The sequence below is a fragment of the Brevibacterium sp. CBA3109 genome (genome assembly GCF_040256645.1).
Lineage (GTDB): Bacteria > Actinomycetota > Actinomycetes > Actinomycetales > Brevibacteriaceae > Brevibacterium > Brevibacterium koreense.
Genome location: NZ_CP158281.1, coordinates 1919237 through 1936462, shown reverse-complemented (window position 1 = coordinate 1936462; position 17226 = coordinate 1919237). Strand labels below are relative to the sequence as shown.

Annotated in this window: 15 protein-coding genes; all 15 read left to right on the top strand. The window is 64.2% G+C overall.

Annotated elements, in window-relative coordinates; genetic code table 11:
- Positions 1 to 103 precede the first annotated feature (103 nt).
- The 15 genes from pyrR to AAFP32_RS08940 all read left to right on the top strand — a co-directional run bounded on the left by pyrR (position 104) and on the right by AAFP32_RS08940 (position 17226).
- Positions 104 to 655, top strand: a complete 552-nt coding sequence (pyrR, locus tag AAFP32_RS09010) for a bifunctional pyr operon transcriptional regulator/uracil phosphoribosyltransferase PyrR (RefSeq protein WP_350268848.1) — start codon at positions 104 to 106, stop codon at positions 653 to 655.
- Positions 652 to 1632 (top strand): aspartate carbamoyltransferase catalytic subunit, encoded by a 981-nt coding sequence (locus AAFP32_RS09005; RefSeq protein ID WP_350268847.1) that lies wholly within the window; start codon positions 652 to 654, stop codon positions 1630 to 1632. Before pyrR ends, AAFP32_RS09005 begins: the two co-directional genes overlap by 4 nt.
- Positions 1625 to 2944 (top strand): dihydroorotase, encoded by a 1320-nt coding sequence (locus AAFP32_RS09000; protein WP_350268846.1) that lies wholly within the window; start codon positions 1625 to 1627, stop codon positions 2942 to 2944. The genes AAFP32_RS09005 and AAFP32_RS09000 overlap by 8 nt, the downstream gene beginning before the upstream one ends.
- A complete protein-coding gene (locus tag AAFP32_RS08995; protein WP_350268845.1) occupies positions 2929 to 3423 on the top strand; it encodes a hypothetical protein in 495 nt (164 codons plus the stop codon). The genes AAFP32_RS09000 and AAFP32_RS08995 overlap by 16 nt, the downstream gene beginning before the upstream one ends.
- Complete coding sequence (gene carA / locus AAFP32_RS08990; protein ID WP_350268844.1) at positions 3420 to 4571, top strand: glutamine-hydrolyzing carbamoyl-phosphate synthase small subunit; 1152 nt, start codon at positions 3420 to 3422, stop codon at positions 4569 to 4571. The genes AAFP32_RS08995 and carA overlap by 4 nt, the downstream gene beginning before the upstream one ends.
- 9 nt (positions 4572 to 4580) lie before the next feature.
- Positions 4581 to 7856, top strand: coding sequence for a carbamoyl-phosphate synthase large subunit (gene carB / locus AAFP32_RS08985; protein ID WP_350268843.1), 3276 nt, complete (start codon positions 4581 to 4583; stop codon positions 7854 to 7856).
- Positions 7856 to 8713, top strand: coding sequence for an orotidine-5'-phosphate decarboxylase (gene pyrF / locus AAFP32_RS08980; RefSeq protein WP_350271481.1), 858 nt, complete (start codon positions 7856 to 7858; stop codon positions 8711 to 8713). The genes carB and pyrF overlap by 1 nt, the downstream gene beginning before the upstream one ends.
- A gap of 257 nt (positions 8714 to 8970) precedes the next feature.
- On the top strand, positions 8971 to 9282 hold the full coding sequence (gene mihF, locus AAFP32_RS08975) for an integration host factor, actinobacterial type (protein ID WP_101618585.1): 312 nt from the start codon (positions 8971 to 8973) through the stop codon (positions 9280 to 9282).
- A gap of 19 nt (positions 9283 to 9301) precedes the next feature.
- Positions 9302 to 9865, top strand: coding sequence for a guanylate kinase (gene gmk, locus AAFP32_RS08970; protein ID WP_350268842.1), 564 nt, complete (start codon positions 9302 to 9304; stop codon positions 9863 to 9865).
- 12 nt (positions 9866 to 9877) lie between these two features.
- Positions 9878 to 10210 carry a DNA-directed RNA polymerase subunit omega gene (rpoZ, locus tag AAFP32_RS08965; RefSeq protein ID WP_101618587.1) on the top strand — a complete coding sequence of 111 codons (333 nt, stop codon included), beginning with the start codon at positions 9878 to 9880 and terminating at the stop codon, positions 10208 to 10210.
- Positions 10207 to 11448 carry a bifunctional phosphopantothenoylcysteine decarboxylase/phosphopantothenate--cysteine ligase CoaBC gene (gene coaBC / locus AAFP32_RS08960; protein WP_350268841.1) on the top strand — a complete coding sequence of 414 codons (1242 nt, stop codon included), beginning with the start codon at positions 10207 to 10209 and terminating at the stop codon, positions 11446 to 11448. The genes rpoZ and coaBC overlap by 4 nt, the downstream gene beginning before the upstream one ends.
- Positions 11445 to 12647, top strand: a complete 1203-nt coding sequence (metK, locus tag AAFP32_RS08955) for a methionine adenosyltransferase (protein WP_350268840.1) — start codon at positions 11445 to 11447, stop codon at positions 12645 to 12647. Before coaBC ends, metK begins: the two co-directional genes overlap by 4 nt.
- Positions 12647 to 14752, top strand: coding sequence for a primosomal protein N' (locus AAFP32_RS08950; RefSeq protein WP_350268839.1), 2106 nt, complete (start codon positions 12647 to 12649; stop codon positions 14750 to 14752). Before metK ends, AAFP32_RS08950 begins: the two co-directional genes overlap by 1 nt.
- Before the next feature lie 54 nt (positions 14753 to 14806).
- Positions 14807 to 15766, top strand: coding sequence for a methionyl-tRNA formyltransferase (locus AAFP32_RS08945; RefSeq protein ID WP_350268838.1), 960 nt, complete (start codon positions 14807 to 14809; stop codon positions 15764 to 15766).
- 5 nt (positions 15767 to 15771) lie between these two features.
- Complete coding sequence (locus AAFP32_RS08940) at positions 15772 to 17226, top strand: RsmB/NOP family class I SAM-dependent RNA methyltransferase (protein WP_350268837.1); 1455 nt, start codon at positions 15772 to 15774, stop codon at positions 17224 to 17226.

Below are 17226 nucleotides of genomic sequence, written 5' to 3'. Positions count from 1 at the left end.
GGTCCGGAATCCGGACCCGCGAACCGACCTCACTCATCTGAGGTCTACAATCGAATCGAACCACTCCTTTAACCACCGTCCGGAGAGGCGGAGAAGGGGAAGCATGACACAGCGAACAGTGCTCGATGCCCCAGATATGAAACGGGCCATGACCCGTATCGCCCACGAGATCATCGAGTCCAACAGAGGCAGCGACGGCCTCGTCCTCTTGGGGATCCCGCGCCGCGGGGTTCCCCTGGCCACTCGCCTGGGCGAGCAGATCGCCTCGATCTCCGGACGACCTGAGATGGCCGACGAGCTCGTCGGAAGCCTCGATATCACGATGTATCGTGACGATCTGCGCAGCGGCGCCTACCGCGCCCCGGAACCCACCACGATCCCTGCCGACGGCATCGATGCCAAGACCGTCGTCCTCGTCGACGATGTGCTCTTCTCCGGACGCACGATCAGAGCAGCCCTCGACGCGCTCTCAGATCTGGGCCGCCCGGCCAAGGTGCGCCTGGCAGTCCTCGTTGACCGGGGCCATCGTGATCTGCCGATCCGTGCCGATCACGTCGGGAAGAACCTCCCCACCTCCAGCAGTGAGCGCGTCAACGTCTCCTTGGTCGAGATCGACGGTGAAGACGGCGTCACGATCTCGGGAGGCCGCGAATGAAACACCTGCTCGACACCATCTCTCTGAGCCGGGAAGAAGCCATCTCGATTCTCGACATCGCAGAAGAGATGACTCAGGTCTCCGATCGTGAGGTCAAGAAGCTGCCCGTCCTACGCGGACGCACCGTGGTCAATCTCTTCTTCGAGGACTCGACGCGGACCCGCCTGTCCTTCGAAGCCGCCGCCAAAAGACTGTCGGCCGACGTCCTGAACTTCTCCGCCAAGGGATCCTCAGTGTCCAAGGGCGAAAGCCTGCAGGACACCATCCAGACGATCTCCGCCATGGGAGCCGATGCGCTCGTCGTCCGCCACGCCGGATCCGGTACCCCGCATCGCCTGGCCCACACCGGCTGGATCGACGTTCCCGTCATCAATGCCGGCGACGGCACCCACGAACACCCCACACAGGCGCTGCTCGATGCCTTCACCCTGCGTCGCGCCCTCGGCGGGTTCTCCGCCTCGGGCGCTGTCAAGGACGGCCCGCGTGGGCGCGGGCTCGACGGGGCGAAAGTCGCCATCGTCGGTGATGTCCTCCACTCTCGAGTGGCCCGCTCGAATGTCCATCTGTTGGACCGCCTCGGCGCCGACGTCCACCTCGTCGCACCTCCGACGCTGCTGCCATGGGGTGTCGAAACCTGGCCGGTGACGCTGCACTATGACCTCGACGAGGCGCTGCACAGTGAGGAGTACGCGGCCGTGATGATGCTGCGTGTCCAGCACGAGCGCATGCACGAATCGTTCTTCCCCAACGAACGCGAATACGCACGACTGTGGGGACTTTCCGCAGGCCGGCTGGCCGGACTGCCGAAGGAGACATTCATCATGCACCCGGGGCCGATGAACCGCGGTTTCGAGATCTCAGCGGCAGCCGCCGACTCACCGCGCGCCCTCATCCTCGACCAGGTCGAGAACGGAGTGAGCGTGCGAATGGCGGTCCTGTACCGCCTCTTGACAGGTCAGGAGGAGACCAATGACTGATTATCTGATCCGCGGTGCGAATGTGCTGGGCCAGGGAATCTGCGATATTGCGATCAAGGATTCAACGATCGTCGACCCCGAACTGCTCGACCCCAACGGCAGCGATGTGGAGGTCGCGAACGCCGACGGGCTCATCGCTCTGCCCGGGCTCGTCGACATGCACACGCACCTGAGGGAGCCCGGAAAGGAGGACGCTGAGACGATCCTGAGCGGGTCTCGCTCGGCCGCCTCGGGCGGGTTCACCTGCGTTCATGCGATGGCGAACACTGCTCCGGTCGCGGACACCGCAGGCGTCGTAGAGCAGGTCCATCGTCTCGGCCGCACCGCCGGCTACACCGAAGTCGTACCCATCGGAGCTGTGACCCTCGGCCTGGAAGGGAAGAACCTCGCGGAAATCGGAGCCATGGCTCGCTCCGCCGCTCGAGTCCGGATCTTCTCCGACGATGGCATCTGCGTCTCAGACCCGCTGCTCATGCGCAGGGCCCTCGAATATGTCAAGACCTTCGACGGAGTCATCGCCCAGCACGCCCAGGAACCGCGCCTGACCGAAGGGGCGCAGATGAACGAGGGCGTCGTCTCTGCCGAACTGGGGCTGCCCGGCTGGCCCGCCGTCGCAGAGGAGTCGATCATCGCCCGTGACATGCTCCTGGCCGAACACGTGGGCTCGCGTCTGCACATCTGTCACGTATCCACCAAGGGCAGCGTCGACATCATCCGCTGGGCGAAGTCCCGCGGAGTCGACATCACCGCCGAGGTCACCCCGCATCACCTGATGCTCACCGACGAGCTCGTCCGCAGCTTCGATCCCGTCTACAAGGTCAATCCGCCGCTGCGCACCGAAGCCGACGTCAACGCACTGCGCGAGGCGCTGGCCGACGGCACGATCGACGTCATCGGCACCGACCACGCCCCGCACACCGCGGAACACAAATGCAGTGAGTGGACGGCTGCGGCCATGGGCATGGTCGGCATGGAGACGGCGCTGCCCATCGTCGTCGAGGCGATGCGCGACTACGATTTCGACTACGGTGACCTGGCGCGTGTCATGTCCCAGGCTCCGGCACGCATCACCGGAGCAACCGGACACGGCAGCCTCGAGGTCGGCGCGAGTGCGAACATCGTCCTCATCGACCCCGCCTCGACACACACGATCGTGCCCGCCGACCATGCCACGAAGGGGCGCAACAATCCCTTTGCCGGGCTCGAGGTCTCCACCTCGATCACCGACACCTTCTTCTACGGCCACCGGGTGCTGTCCGGCGGACGGCTCGGCACACCCCACCCGGCAGGAGCATCATGGACAGATCAGTGAGCGTCATCATCATCGCAGTCGTCTTCCTCCTTCTGATCCTTGCGATCACCTGGGGCTGGAGCCGACGAAAGAAGAGCCAGGCAGTGGTGCCGCAGCCAGCGAAACCGCATATGGGAATCACCCCCGTCGCGGATCCCGTCGAGGGATCATACGTGTCGACGACCTTGGCCGGACATCCGCTTGAGAGAGTCGCGGTCCATGGTCTCGGTATCCGCACCACGGGAGAGATCGTCGTCACCGACGGTGGCGTGATCATGGACCTGGCAGGGCGTGAGGACTTCCTGATTCCCCGACGCGATATCGTCTCCGTCGACACCACCGCCGGCATGATCGGCAAATTCGTCGAACGCGGCGGCATCGTGCGCATCACCTGGCGGCTGGGGGAGACCCTCGTCGACACCGGCTTCCGCGCGCGCTACGCCGCCAGCACCACACCCACCGTCGAGAGCATCCGCGAAATGATCGAAGAGGCACAATGAGACTGTCCACCACACCTGCCATCCTCGTCCTCGAAGACGGACGCACCTTCCGCGGTTCCGCCTACGGGGCTGTCGGTGAGACCCTGGGCGAAGCTGTCTTCGTCACCGCCATGTCGGGTTATCAGGAAACCCTGACCGACCCGTCCTACCACCGTCAGATCGTGATCCAGACCGCACCGCACATCGGCAACACGGGAACCACCGATGACGACGACGAATCGGGCAAGATCTGGGTCGCCGGTTACGTTGTTCGCGACGCCTCACGCATGTCCTCGAACTGGCGCTCCATCGGCGACCTGTCCACCCGCCTTGAAGACTCAGGCATCGTGGGCATCAGCGACGTCGACACCCGCGCTCTGACCCTGCACCTGCGCGAAGCAGGGGCCATGCGCATGGGCATCTTCTCCGGCGCGGCCGCCGGAAACAACGCCGATGAGCTGCTGGCCAAGGTCCAGGCCTCTCCACATATGGCCGGAGCGAACCTTGCCGAAGAGGTCTCGATCACCGAGCCCCAGCTCATCCCCGCAGTGGGCGAGAAGAAGTTCAGCGTCGCAGCCCTTGACCTGGGCATCAAGTCGATGACCCCCGAACGACTGAGCGAACGCGGCATCGACGTGCACCTCCTACCTGCGACGACGAGCTTCGCGCAGATCCAGGCACTCGGAGTCGACGGAGTCTTCTTCTCCAACGGACCCGGTGACCCGGCGACCGCCGATGCTCAGGTCGAGCTCCTCCGCCAGGTCCTCGGCGCGAAGATCCCGTTCTTCGGAATCTGCTTCGGCAACCAGCTGTTGGGCCGGGCCCTTGGCTTCGGCACATACAAACTGCCCTTCGGCCACCGCGGCATCAACGTTCCCGTCATGGACCGGACCACAGACAAAGTCGAGATCACCTCGCAGAACCACGGCTTCGCCGTCGACGCACCCCTAGACGGTGAGACACAGGCCCCGCATGATGCGAACTTCGGTCGCGTGAGCGTGTCCCACGTGTGCCTCAACGATGACGTGGTCGAAGGGCTCCGATGCCTCGACATTCCCGCGTTCTCCGTCCAATTCCATCCGGAGGCCGCAGCCGGTCCCCACGATTCGAGCTACCTGTTCGATCGCTTCATCGACCTCATGTCCGCTTCCCCGGTCGCACAGGCCTAAGGAGAATCCATGCCACTCAGACCAGATCTCTCATCCGTTCTCGTCATCGGTTCCGGCCCCATCGTGATCGGGCAGGCCTGCGAATTCGATTACTCGGGCACTCAGGCATGCCGTGTGCTGCGGGCTGAAGGCCTGCGCGTCATCCTCATCAACTCCAATCCCGCGACGATCATGACCGATCCCGACGTCGCCGATGCCACCTATGTCGAACCGATCGATCCCGACATCATCGAATCGATCATCGACAAGGAACGCCCCGATGCGATCCTGCCGACCCTGGGCGGGCAGACAGCGCTCAACGCAGCGATCGCTCTGCACGATGCCGGTACCCTCGAGAAGTACGGGGTCGAACTCATCGGCGCCGACGTCGACGCCATCCAGCGCGGCGAGGACCGGCAGAAGTTCAAGACAATCGTTGAGGAATGCGGCGCCGAGTCGGCCAAATCAGTCATCTGCCACACCATCGACGAGGCACTTGCCGGGGCCGAAGAGCTCAACTATCCCGTAGTTGTGCGGCCCTCGTTCACGATGGGCGGCCTGGGCTCTGGTATGGCCTATGACGAGACCGACCTGCGGCGCATCGCCGGCGCCGGCTTGGGGGACTCCATCACCCACGAGGTGCTCCTCGAAGAGTCGATCCTGGGCTGGAAGGAATACGAACTCGAACTCATGCGCGACCACAAGGACAACGTGGTCGTCATCTGTTCGATCGAGAATGTCGACCCCGTCGGCGTCCACACCGGCGACTCGATCACAGTGGCCCCATCGCTGACCCTGACCGACCGCGAATATCAGAAGATGCGCGACATCGGCATCGACGTCATTCGCGCCGTCGGAGTCGCCACCGGCGGCTGCAACATCCAGTACGCCGTTGATCCCAAGACCGGCCGCATCATCGTCATCGAAATGAACCCCAGAGTCTCCAGGTCCTCGGCACTGGCATCGAAGGCCACAGGCTTCCCGATCGCCAAAATGGCTGCCAAGCTGGCCGTGGGCTACTCACTCGACGAGATCCCCAACGACATCACAAAGGTCACACCGGCCAGCTTCGAGCCGACACTCGACTACGTGGTGGTCAAGATCCCACGGTTCACGTTCGAAAAGTTCCCCGCTGCTGACCCGACGCTGACCACGACCATGAAGTCCGTTGGCGAGGTCATGTCACTGGGCCGCAACTTCACCACCGCCCTGCAGAAGGCAATGCGGTCGATGGAGCAGCGAGATGCCTCCTTCTCATGGTCCGATCTTCCCGACATCAGTGACGAGGATGTCAGAGAATCCGTCCTCGAATCGATCTCGCACGCGACGGCCGACCGCATCCATTCCGTGCAGCGCGGACTGGCCGCCGGCCTGAGCAATGCCGAGGTCTTCGAGGCATGCGAGATCGATCCCTGGTTCCTCGACCAGATCGAACTCATCAATGAGGTCGCCGAGTTCATCTCCTCGGCGGACGAACTCGACGCCCAGGTGCTGCAGGTCGCGAAGAACCACGGGTTCTCCGACGAACAGATCGCGAGCCTGCGCTGCCTCGATACTGGTGTCGTCACCGGAGTCCGCCACGCTCTGCGTATTCGCCCCGTGTTCAAAACCGTCGACACCTGCGCTGGTGAGTTCGCGGCACACACCCCATACCACTACTCGAGCTATGACGAGGAGACCGAGGTCGAGCCCCGCGAGAAGCCTGCCGTGATCATCCTCGGCTCGGGGCCGAACCGGATCGGTCAGGGCATCGAGTTCGACTACTCATGCGTGCACGCGACGATGGCCATCTCCGAGGCCGGCTTCGAGACGATCATGGTCAACTGCAACCCGGAGACCGTGTCCACGGACTACGACACCGCTGATCGCCTCTACTTCGAGCCACTGACCTTCGAAGACGTGATGGAGGTCTACCACGCCGAGGTGGCCGCCGGCCCCGTACTCGGCGTCGTCTGCACCCTGGGTGGTCAGACCCCGTTGGGATTGGCCGATCGGCTCAAGGCCGCGGGGGTGCCTGTCCTCGGCACTCAGCCCGAGGCCATCGACCTGGCCGAGGATCGCGGCGAATTCGGTGCCGTCCTCGACCGTGCCGGTCTCACCGCACCGAAGCACGGCACTGCAGTGACCTATTCGGAGGCCGAGAAGATCGCCGAGGAGATCGGCTACCCGGTCCTCGTGCGGCCCTCCTACGTGCTCGGCGGCCGCGGAATGCAGATCGTCTATGATCGCACGCAGCTGGTGGACTACATGGCCACGGCCACGGAGATCTCCGTGGATCGTCCGGTCCTCGTTGACCGGTTCCTCGAGGACGCCATCGAAATCGATGTCGATGCCCTCTATGACGGTACCGACATCTTCATCGGCGGCATCATGGAACACATCGAGGAAGCCGGAATCCATTCCGGTGACTCGGCCTGTGTGCTGCCCTCGCTGACCCTGGGCGACGACGTACTCGACCGTGTGCGCAAGGCCACGCTGGCCATCGCCGAAGGCACCAACGTGCGGGGGCTGCTCAACATCCAGTTCGCGATCACCGCCGATGTCCTCCACGTCATCGAAGCCAACCCGCGCGCCTCGCGGACCGTGCCGTTCGTCTCGAAGGCCACATCCACGCAGCTGGCAAAGGCCGCCGCACTCATCGCGGTCGGTCGCACCATCGCCGATATGCGCGGTGACATGCTTCCGGAGACCGGCGACGGTTCGAGGCTCCCGTTGGACCACCCGATTGCGGTCAAGGAAGCGGTCCTGCCGTTCCGTCGGTTCAGGACCGTCGAAGGCAAGGTCGTCGATTCGATCCTCGGACCGGAGATGCGCTCCACCGGTGAGGTCATGGGCATCGACCACGACTTCCCCACAGCCTTTGCGAAGGGGCTCCTGGGCGCATCGATCAAGCTGCCGACATCCGGCACTGTGTTCGTGTCCGTTGCAGACCGGGACAAACGTGCCATGGTCCTGCCGGTCAAGGAACTCGTCGACCTGGGCTTCGACGTGGTCGCCACCACCGGGACCGCTGCGGTCCTCTCCCGCTACGGGATCAAGACCACCCAGGTGCACAAGCACTTCGAGGCCGACGCCGAGGATCGCACTATCCTCGACTACCTGGCCGCAGGGACGATCGACATGGTCATCAACGTCCCCTCCGGACGCCAGGAACGGGCAGACGGCTACGAGATCCGTGCCTGCGCGACCGCGAACTCTGTTCCGCTGATCACCACGCTCGCCGAGTTCGCCGCTGCAGTCACCTCACTCGAGGTCGTCCGTGACAAGACCTTCAAGGTCCGCAGCCTGCAGGACTGGAACGCGTGATGTTCGGCTCCCGCCTGCGGGCGGCCATGGACGAGCACGGACCGCTGTGTGTGGGCATCGACCCCCATGACCATCTCCTTGAGGCCTGGGGGCTGTCGCGCACAGTGGAAGGGCTGCGGAAATTCTCCCTGCGCACGGTGACCGAGCTCGCCGGGAACGTGGCCGCGGTCAAACCGCAGTCAGCCTTCTACGAGCAGCACGGTTCGGCCGGAGTCGCCGTTCTCGAGGAGACCTTGGCAGCCTGTCGGGAACACGATCTCATCAGCGTCCTCGACATCAAACGCGGGGACATCGGATCGACCATGGGAGCCTACGCACGCGCCTACCTCGATCCTTCCTCGGCGCTGGCCGCCGATTCCATCACCGTCTCTCCCTATCTCGGCTTCGGGGCGCTGGAACCGGCTTTCGGGCTCGCCGAGGCCCATGATCGGGGAGTCTTCGTCCTTGCTCTGACCTCGAACCCGGAAGGCGCGGAGGTCCAGCACGCCCAGTGCGGCGAGGCCGTCGATGGCTTCGGAGGTTCGGTGGCGGGGTCGATCGCCGGACAGGTCGCTGCGCGCAACTGGGCCCATTCCCCACAGGAACCCGGCCGTTTCGGACTGGTTGTGGGGGCGACGATCGGCTCCGCGGCACGTGAGCTCGGATTCGACCCAACCGACTGCAAAGGCCCTATCCTGGCACCGGGAGTCGGCGCTCAGGGAGCTGGGATTCGTGAACTCATCGACGTCTTCGGATCCGAAGCCATCGCAGACAACCAGATCCTGGCCACAACGTCGCGCGCTGTGCTCAGCGCGGGGCCAGACGGTGTGCGGGCAGCGGCGCGGTCGCTCAACGAGTCCCTGACCCAGGTGGGCTGAGTTCCGTGCAGGGTGTGTCGAATCTCACCGCTTGATCCACAGTGCAGGCTGCCCGTTCCGGCGGCCTGCGCGAGCCATGCATGCAACGGTTGGCACCGGTCTGCGAATGTCGTCTGAGCTGAGACGGTACGGGCCCGGAATGGCCAGTTCTGCCGGCACTTGAGTTTTCTTTGCCGCTTTATGCCTCTCACGAGGGTTTTTGTTTTAGACTGAAGCAACTTCCCTACCTGCCCGTTCATGGTGACAGAGGAGATAATGTGGCACTCGAACCTTTGACCCCGCAACAGCGGTCAGCCGCTCTTGACAAGGCGTTCAAAGCGCGTCAGGCGCGAGCCGAGGTCAAGACCGCGCTGAAGAATGGTCAAACCGATCTCGCCGCCGTGTTGAAGAAGGCGGACGCAGACGAGGCACTCGCGAAGATGCGAGTCGTCGATCTGCTGAGATCACTGCCCGGCGTCGGCGACCGACGCGCGGAAGCGGCCATGGATGACGTGGGCATTGCTTCGTCCCGTCGGATCAAGGGCCTGGGTGTTCACCAGAAGAATGCCCTGTTGGAGAAATACTCCTGAATGTGTGAACAATAGATCTGTGAATAATCGACTGACCGTCCTCGCGGGACCCACCGCGGTGGGAAAAGGCACCATCAGCGCGTACATCAGAGATCATCATCCCGAGGTCTGGTTCTCCGTCTCCGCCACCACGCGGCCGCGGCGACCCGGCGAAACCGATGGTGTTCATTATCACTTCATCAGCGACGACGAATTCGACTCGCTCATCGCTGCCGGTGAGCTGCTCGAGTACGCCGTCGTCCATGGACGCCACCGCTACGGCACGCCTTCGGCTCAGGTTCAGGAGAAGCTGAGCCAGGGGACTCCCTCCCTGTTGGAGATCGATCTGCAGGGAGCGCGCCAGGTCAAGGACAAGATGCCTGGGGCGCTGTTCGTGTTTCTGGCTCCGCCCAGCTGGGAGGAGCTCGTGTCGAGACTCACCGGGCGCGGAACGGAATCAGCGGTCGAACAGGAGCGTCGACTGACGACGGCCAAACAGGAATTGCAGGCCGAATCCGAGTTCGATGTCACCATCGTCAATGACCACGTTCGCACTGCGGCCGAAGAACTCATATCATTGATGGGTATATCCACTACCGATTAGATTGGACATTCATTGCCTGCACAACCTGAAGGCATCACCAATCCTCCGATTGATGATCTGCTGGCCGTGACCAGCTCGAAGTACGAACTGGTCTCGATTGCGGCTCAGAGAGCCCGCCAGATCAACTCCTATTACGCCCAGCTCCAAGAAGGACTGCTCGAGAACGTCGGTCCGCTGGTGACCCCGGGCACCCACGAAAAGCCTCTGTCGATCGCGCTGCGCGAGATCAACGAGGGCAAGATCGTGGCCCGCGAAGTCACCGAAGCCGATTTCGGTGCTCTCACCCAGGAGCCTGCGCAGCCTGCTGCCAGCAACGACGGTGCACTGGACTTCAGCGACCAGTGAGAACCGTACTCGGCGTCGCCGGTGGAATCGCCGCCTACAAGGCGGCTCACGTCATTCGGCGACTCCGGGAACTCGGGCACAGCGTGAAGGTCGTGCCCACCGCCAGCGCATTGAATTTCGTCGGTGCGGCCACCTTCGAGGCACTGTCCTCACAGACCGTGACCACCGATGTCTTCGACGATGTCGAATCGGTCAACCATGTCCGCATCGGGCAGGACGCCGAACTCGTCATCATTGCGCCCGCCACAGCCAATATCCTGGCGAAGTTGGCCGCAGGCATCGCCGATGACCTGCTGACCGCCACCGTCCTGACGACGACCGCCGAGGTGGTCGTTGCCCCAGCCATGCACACTGAGATGTGGCAGAACCCTGCCACCGTCGCGAACATCGCGACCCTGAGACAGCGTGGCATCCATGTCCTCGAACCCGCTGTGGGACGTCTCACCGGGCCGGACTCCGGCCCCGGCCGTCTGCCCGAACCCGAAACGATCGTCGACTTCGCGCTGGCCGCTGCCGGATCAGCGTCCCACGTGGTCGGGCGGCTGAACGACAAACACGTCGTCATCAGTGCCGGCGGGACCAGGGAGCCACTCGATCCCGTGAGGTTCCTCGGGAATCGCTCCTCAGGTAAGCAGGGCATTGCCCTCGCACGTGCCGCCGTCGCCGCTGGAGCCCGTGTCGACCTGGTCGCGGCCAACATCGATTCAGGTCTGCTGTCCGCCCTGCCCGACGGTGTCCGAATCATCACAGTCGAGTCAACGCTCGAACTCCAGACCCAGATGCATGCCGCTCAAACCGACGCGGATGCCATCATCATGGCGGCCGCCGTCGCTGACTACCGTCCAGAAGGGTGCACCGACTCGAAGATGAAGAAGTCGGGTGATGAGGGAATGACTCTGAATCTGGTTCAGAATCCAGATGTGCTCGTGGGACTCGTCGAATCACGTCGTGAGCCCCAGGTCATCGTCGGATTCGCCGCGGAGACCGGAGACTCTCAGCACACGGCGCTGGACTACGCGAGAGCGAAGTTCCGTCGCAAGGGCGTGGACCTGCTGGTCTTCAACAACGTCTCCGAGGACAGGGCCTTCGGCGACGACGACAATGCTGTCCAGATCCTGAGTCATAACGGTGACCAAGTCGTGACCAGCACGGAATTCCGCGGCAGCAAGGACGATGTTTCGGAAAAGGTCATCGAGGCTCTCGCCAATCGTATGGAATGCGTAGAATCGTCGCCGTGAGTCAATCAAATCTGCGTTTATTCTCGTCCGAATCCGTCACCGAGGGCCATCCCGACAAGATCTGCGACCAGATCAGTGATGCCGTCCTCGACGATCTGCTGAGTCAGGATCCGAACGCCAAAGTCGCCGTCGAGACGATGGTCACCACCGGTCTCGTCCACGTCGCCGGCGAGGTCAATACGGCCGCCTATGCCGACGTGGCCGGCATTGTCCGCCGACTCATCACCGGAATCGGCTATGACTCCTCCGATACCGGATTCGACGGCCATTCCTGCGGCGTCTCCGTGTCCATCGGCAGTCAGTCCACCGACATCCATTCCGGTGTGACGAACCCACTGGACTTCCGCGAAGCCGTGGAATCCGACCACGGTTCGAGCCTGGGTGCCGGCGACCAGGGACTCATGTTCGGCTATGCCGACAACGCCACCGACGTTCTCATGCCCGTGCCGATCCACCTCGCCTCACGCATGGCGGAGAAGCTCTCCGAGGTGCGCAAGACCGGTGCACTGGACTATCTGCGTCCTGACGGCAAGACCCAGCTGACACTCGGCTACGACGGAGACGAAGCCGTGTCGATCGAAAGCATCGTGGTCTCGACTCAGCACGCCGGACACGTCGATCAGGCGCAGCTTCACGCCGAGATCAAAGATTTCGTCATCGATCCGGTCATCGCAGGCTGCGGGCTCGATGACAATCATGCGAACATCCACATCAACCCGGCCGGGCCTTTCGTCACCGGTGGGCCGATGGGCGACGCGGGGCTGACGGGCCGCAAGATCATCGTCGACACCTATGGCGGATACTCTCGCCACGGCGGAGGCGCCTTCTCCGGGAAGGACCCGTCGAAGGTCGACCGTTCCGCTGCCTACGCCATGCGCTGGGTCGCGAAGAACGTTGTGGCCGCCGGACTCGCAGACCGCGCCGAGGTGCAGGTCTCCTATGCGATCGGGCGTGTCGACCCGATGGGCCTCTACGTGGAGACCTTCGGCACCGAGAAGGTCGACCCACACGCGATCTCGAGGGCGATTCGCGAGGTCTTCGACCTGCGCCCAGCCATGATCATTCGAGACCTCGATCTCCTGCGTCCGATCTACTCTCAGACATCGACCTACGGTCACTTCGGCCGTGAGCTGCCTAATTTCACGTGGGAGGTCACGGACCGCGCCGACGATCTGCTGCGTGCAGTCTCCTCGGCTTGATGGACGAACCACTTCCGATCGATACCGGCACCTCGGCCATCGGGCAGGTGCCGCTGGCAGCGGAAGACCCCGTGGCCCACGTGCTCATCGATCACCCGGTTCCGCACCTGGCCCGTGCCTTCGATTACGCAGTTCCGGAGAAGTTCGCCGACACGGCCCGGCCCGGTGTGCGAGTCAGAGTCAAATTCGCTGGCAAACTGCGCGACGGTTTCCTCCTCGAACGGGTCGAGAAGTCAGAACACATCGGACCGCTCGCTGCCATCGAGCGCATCACCAGCCCTGTCGTCGTGCTCACCCCCGAGTTGCTGCGCCTCGGCGCTGCCACCGCCCGTCGCTATGCGGGAACCCTCTCCGATGTTCTGCGTCTGGCGATCCCACCACGCCACGCCCGGGCCGAAAAAGCTGTGCTCAAGGCCGAGAAGACTGTGCAACACAACGTGAAGACAGAGCAACACGACGAGAACGGTTCCGATACACAGGCAAGTGCTGACAACGCGACTGCGACTGCCGAGAAAGCGACAGTTGAGAACTCGACTGCGACGAGAGCGGACACGATCGTGCGCCTCGGCGAATGGGTGGTGAGCGAGACTCAGCACGACAGAGACGACAACTTCCCAGCCGCCGAGCACCCGCGGATTGCTCTGACCTGCGTTCCCGGCCCTACTCCTGGGCTGAGCTGGATCACCGCCGGTCTGGAGGCCGCCCGTGCGACGTTGGCAGCGGGAGAATCGGTACTGTGGCTGGTGCCCGATCACCGTGAGCTCGCCGTCCTCTCGGCGGCCCTCGACGCAAGCGCGGACATCCCCTCCTACTCCGTACTCAGCGCAGATCAGTCACCGGAGCAGCGGTGGAAGGCCTGGCTGAAAGGTCTGCTCGGACACACACGTATGACGATCGGCACCAGGGCCGCTGCCTTCGCCCCGGTCGAGGGCCTGGGCCTCATCATCTGCTTCGACGACTCGAACTCGAACTACCTCGACCAGCACGCGCCGTACCCGCACGCCAGGGAAGTGTGCTTGCTGAGGTCGACCATCGAAGCCACCGGGCTGCTGTTCGTATCCACCGATCGCAGCGCAGAGATCCAGCGCCTGGTTCAGGTCGGATGGCTGCGTGACGCTACGCCCACAGGCCCGGAACGCCGTGAGGGTGCTCCCCGTGTCTTCGTTCCCGATGAGGAGCGGGACCCCTTCGCCTGGCAGCGCATCCCCTCACGCGCCTGGCAGCTGATGCGCGGTGCCCTGCGCCCCGGCACCAAGGACACGAACGCGGTCGGACCCGTCCTCGTCCAAGTCCCGCGGGCAGGGTACTACCCGGTGTTCGCCTGTGCGAGGTGCCAAGAGGTCGCTCGCTGCCCTCATTGCTCGGCCACTCTGACCACACAGTCGGAGGTGGGACCCTTCGCCTGCCGAGCCTGCGGCTTCCATTCCGATGCGTTCTCCTGCGGGCGCTGCCGCTCGAACCAGGTGCGCTCGATCGTGCGTGGCAGGGGCCGGACCGTCGAGGAACTGCGCAAGGCCATGCCGGGGATCGAGATCCTCGAATCCGGCGGCGATGACATTCCCATCGCCATCGACGACAGTCCGCGCCTCGTCGTCGCCACCACCGGGGCTGAGCCCTATGCCCTCGGCGGCTACGCATGCGCAATCCTGCTCGATTCGCTGTGGCCGGGGCCGTGGATGCGCTCGACCGATGAAGGGATCAGCAGGAGATTGCGAGCGGCAGTCCTCGTGAGATCACGCACAGCTGGGGGAGTCGTCTACCTCGGCGATACTGATGAGACGATCCGGAACACGGTGACCACCTTCGACCCCGTCACCACCATGTCCAGGGCCCTCGACGATCGTCTGGAACTCGGCTTCCCGCCCTATCGCCGCATCGTCGAACTCACCGGCGCCGGCAGCGACATCGACGCCATCGTCACGGCCGTACCCGAACTCACCGAACTCATCCGCGACTCCGACGGTGATGACCAGAAGGCTGTCGCAGCCTATCCAATCGCCGCAGGCGACGCTGTCGGCGAAGCACTGTCTCATCTGATCGCCTCCCGGTCTGCGAAGAAGCTTCCCCAGGTGCGTATCCGCATCGACGATCCACGGTCGCTGTGAGCGCGCTGGTGCCCGGGCTCTGCGTTCGCGAATCGAACAAGTAGAATTCCTCAAGTGGATATCGTCTTCGCCGGAACTCCGGATGCCGCAGTGCCAGCCCTCGAGGCCCTCGTCGAATCCCGGCACCGCATCCGTGCCGTCCTCACCCGACCTGATGCTCCGGTGGGACGCAAACGCGTCGTCACCCCCTCACCCGTCAAGGCCCGGGCCCTCGAGCTCGGTCTCGACGTCATCGAGGCCAGCCGACTGCGCGGCGAGGTCATCACCGAGCTGCGAACCCTCAAGGTCGACGCCGTGGCCGTCGTCGCCTATGGTGCCATCGCCGGCCCGGCAGCGCTGTCCACCGCTGAACTCGGGTGGTTCAACCTGCATTTCTCGCTCCTGCCTGCCCATCGCGGAGCCGCACCGGTCCAACGAGCCCTCATCTCAGGCCAGAGCCGCAGTGGAGTCAGCGTGTTCAAGATCGACGAGGGCATGGACTCCGGCCCCGTCCTGCGCCGCCTCGAACTGCCGCTGGATCATCCCGATGTCGCCACCGCCCTCGACGACTATGCTCGCTTGGGCGCGGCCGAACTGGTCGCCGCCTTCGACGACCTCGCGGACGGAACCGCAGTGATGACCCCGCAGTCAGGGGAAGCGAGCCATGCGGACAAGATCGACGTCGCAGACGCCCATCTCGACTTCTCCGACTCTGCACGGGCGATCATCGACCGTTCCCGGGGGGTCAGCCCCAGCCCCGGACCGTGGGCGAACGTCGACGGGAAGCGGACCAAACTGTTCGGACTCGCACCCGCTCCTGACGTCGCCACGCCCACCGAGGTCGGACTTCTGACATCGTGGCAGAAGGCAGCCGTCCTCGGCTGCAGAGACGGCTGGGTCCGCGTGGAGGAGATCCAGCCCTTCGGCAAAGCGCGGATGGCTGCAGTGGACTTCCTGCGCGGCCATGGCGACATCCGATTCGACCCGAGTGAAACCAGCGCCGAGCCGGCGGCAGACCCCGAGCAAGGAGCATGAGACCGATGCCAGCAGATGAACGTATGCCGCGGAAGAGATCAGCAGCGAACAAGCCCGCAGCAGGCAGGAAGCCGACAGGCGGCAAGCCCTCGGCGGGACGAGCGCCGAGCCAGGCGAAGAACCTGCCGCGACGCATTGCCTGGGAGGTCCTCGTCGACGTTGAGACGAAGGACTCCTACGCGAACCTGCTCCTGCCCGCCAAGCTCGCACGCACGCACATGGACACCCAGGATGCGGCGTTCACGACGGAACTGACTTACGGTGCTCTGCGCCAACAGGAGTTCTACGATGCGATCATCGCCAGGGCGGCGAACCGTTCCATCGACACCATCGACCCTGAACCGCTGGCAGGAATGCGCCTCGGCGCCCACCAGATCCTGTCCATGCGCGTACCAGACCATGCCGCACTGTCGGAGACTGTCGCCGTCATCAAGTCCTACGCACCGAAGACCGCGGGATTCGTCAACGCCGTCCTCCGTCGGATCTCCGAGATCGACCGGGCCGAATGGCTGCGCCGCGTCACCGCCGGGACGACCGCAGTGGGCGAACAGGCCATCGAATACTCCCACCCGGAATGGATCGTCCGGGCCATGACACAGGCTCTCAAAGGCCACGGACGCCAGGCTGACGAACTGCAAGCACTGCTCGAAGCCGACAATGCGGCCGCGAAGGTCAGCGTTTCCGCTCTGCCCGGGCTCGTCGACCGCAGCGAGCTGCCTGGGCAGCCGACCGAGTTCTCACCCATCGGCATCACCCTCGAGACCGCTGTGCCCAAGAACGTCGATGCCGTCGCCACCGGCCGGGCCCGAGTGCAGGACGAAGGCTCCGCGCTGGTGGCATTGGCACTGGCACACGCCCCGGCACCGCAGGGCACCTGGGCCGACCTGTGCGCTGGACCCGGTGGTAAGGCCGCAGTCCTCGCAGCGATCGCTCGGCAGTCGGGAACCACCCTTGACGCCTTCGACTCAAGCGACCACAGGGTCGAACTCGTCCGATCCTCAACTCAGGCACTCGACAACGTCACCACCCGCGTCCAAGACGCCCGCGATGCCAGCGGCCCCTATGCGAAGGTCCTCGTCGACGTCCCCTGCTCGGGCCTTGGTGCCCTGCGTCGACGCCCCGAAGCCCGGTACCGCCGTCGCCCTGAGGACATCAACGCGCTGGCCGGATTGCAGCGAGAACTGTTGCGGGCAGCCCTGAACGCATGCGCTCCGGGGGGAGTCGTTGCCTACTCGACCTGCTCTCCCCACTACGCGGAGACCGTGCTCGTCGTCGACGATGTCCTGCGCGGCAGTGACGTTGAAATCCTCGACGCCCCGTCCGTCCTCGCTGAGGTCACGGGTGCCGATGCCGAAGGGTTCGCCTCGGTGAGCCGGGGAGCGGGACGATACGCTCAGCTGTGGCCCCATGTCCACAACACCGATGGAATGTTCTTGGCTCTGATGCGGAAGGCGAACTGA

Coding starts and splice junctions, on each gene's coding strand:
- AAFP32_RS08940 (WP_350268837.1), top strand. CDS start 15,772: ATGCCAGCAGATGAACGTATGCCGCGGAAGAGATCAGCAGCGAACAAG.
- pyrR (WP_350268848.1), top strand. CDS start 104: ATGACACAGCGAACAGTGCTCGATGCCCCAGATATGAAACGGGCCATG.
- carB (WP_350268843.1), top strand. CDS start 4,581: ATGCCACTCAGACCAGATCTCTCATCCGTTCTCGTCATCGGTTCCGGC.
- AAFP32_RS09005 (WP_350268847.1), top strand. CDS start 652: ATGAAACACCTGCTCGACACCATCTCTCTGAGCCGGGAAGAAGCCATC.
- AAFP32_RS09000 (WP_350268846.1), top strand. CDS start 1,625: ATGACTGATTATCTGATCCGCGGTGCGAATGTGCTGGGCCAGGGAATC.
- AAFP32_RS08950 (WP_350268839.1), top strand. CDS start 12,647: ATGGACGAACCACTTCCGATCGATACCGGCACCTCGGCCATCGGGCAG.
- pyrF (WP_350271481.1), top strand. CDS start 7,856: ATGTTCGGCTCCCGCCTGCGGGCGGCCATGGACGAGCACGGACCGCTG.
- AAFP32_RS08995 (WP_350268845.1), top strand. CDS start 2,929: ATGGACAGATCAGTGAGCGTCATCATCATCGCAGTCGTCTTCCTCCTT.
- carA (WP_350268844.1), top strand. CDS start 3,420: ATGAGACTGTCCACCACACCTGCCATCCTCGTCCTCGAAGACGGACGC.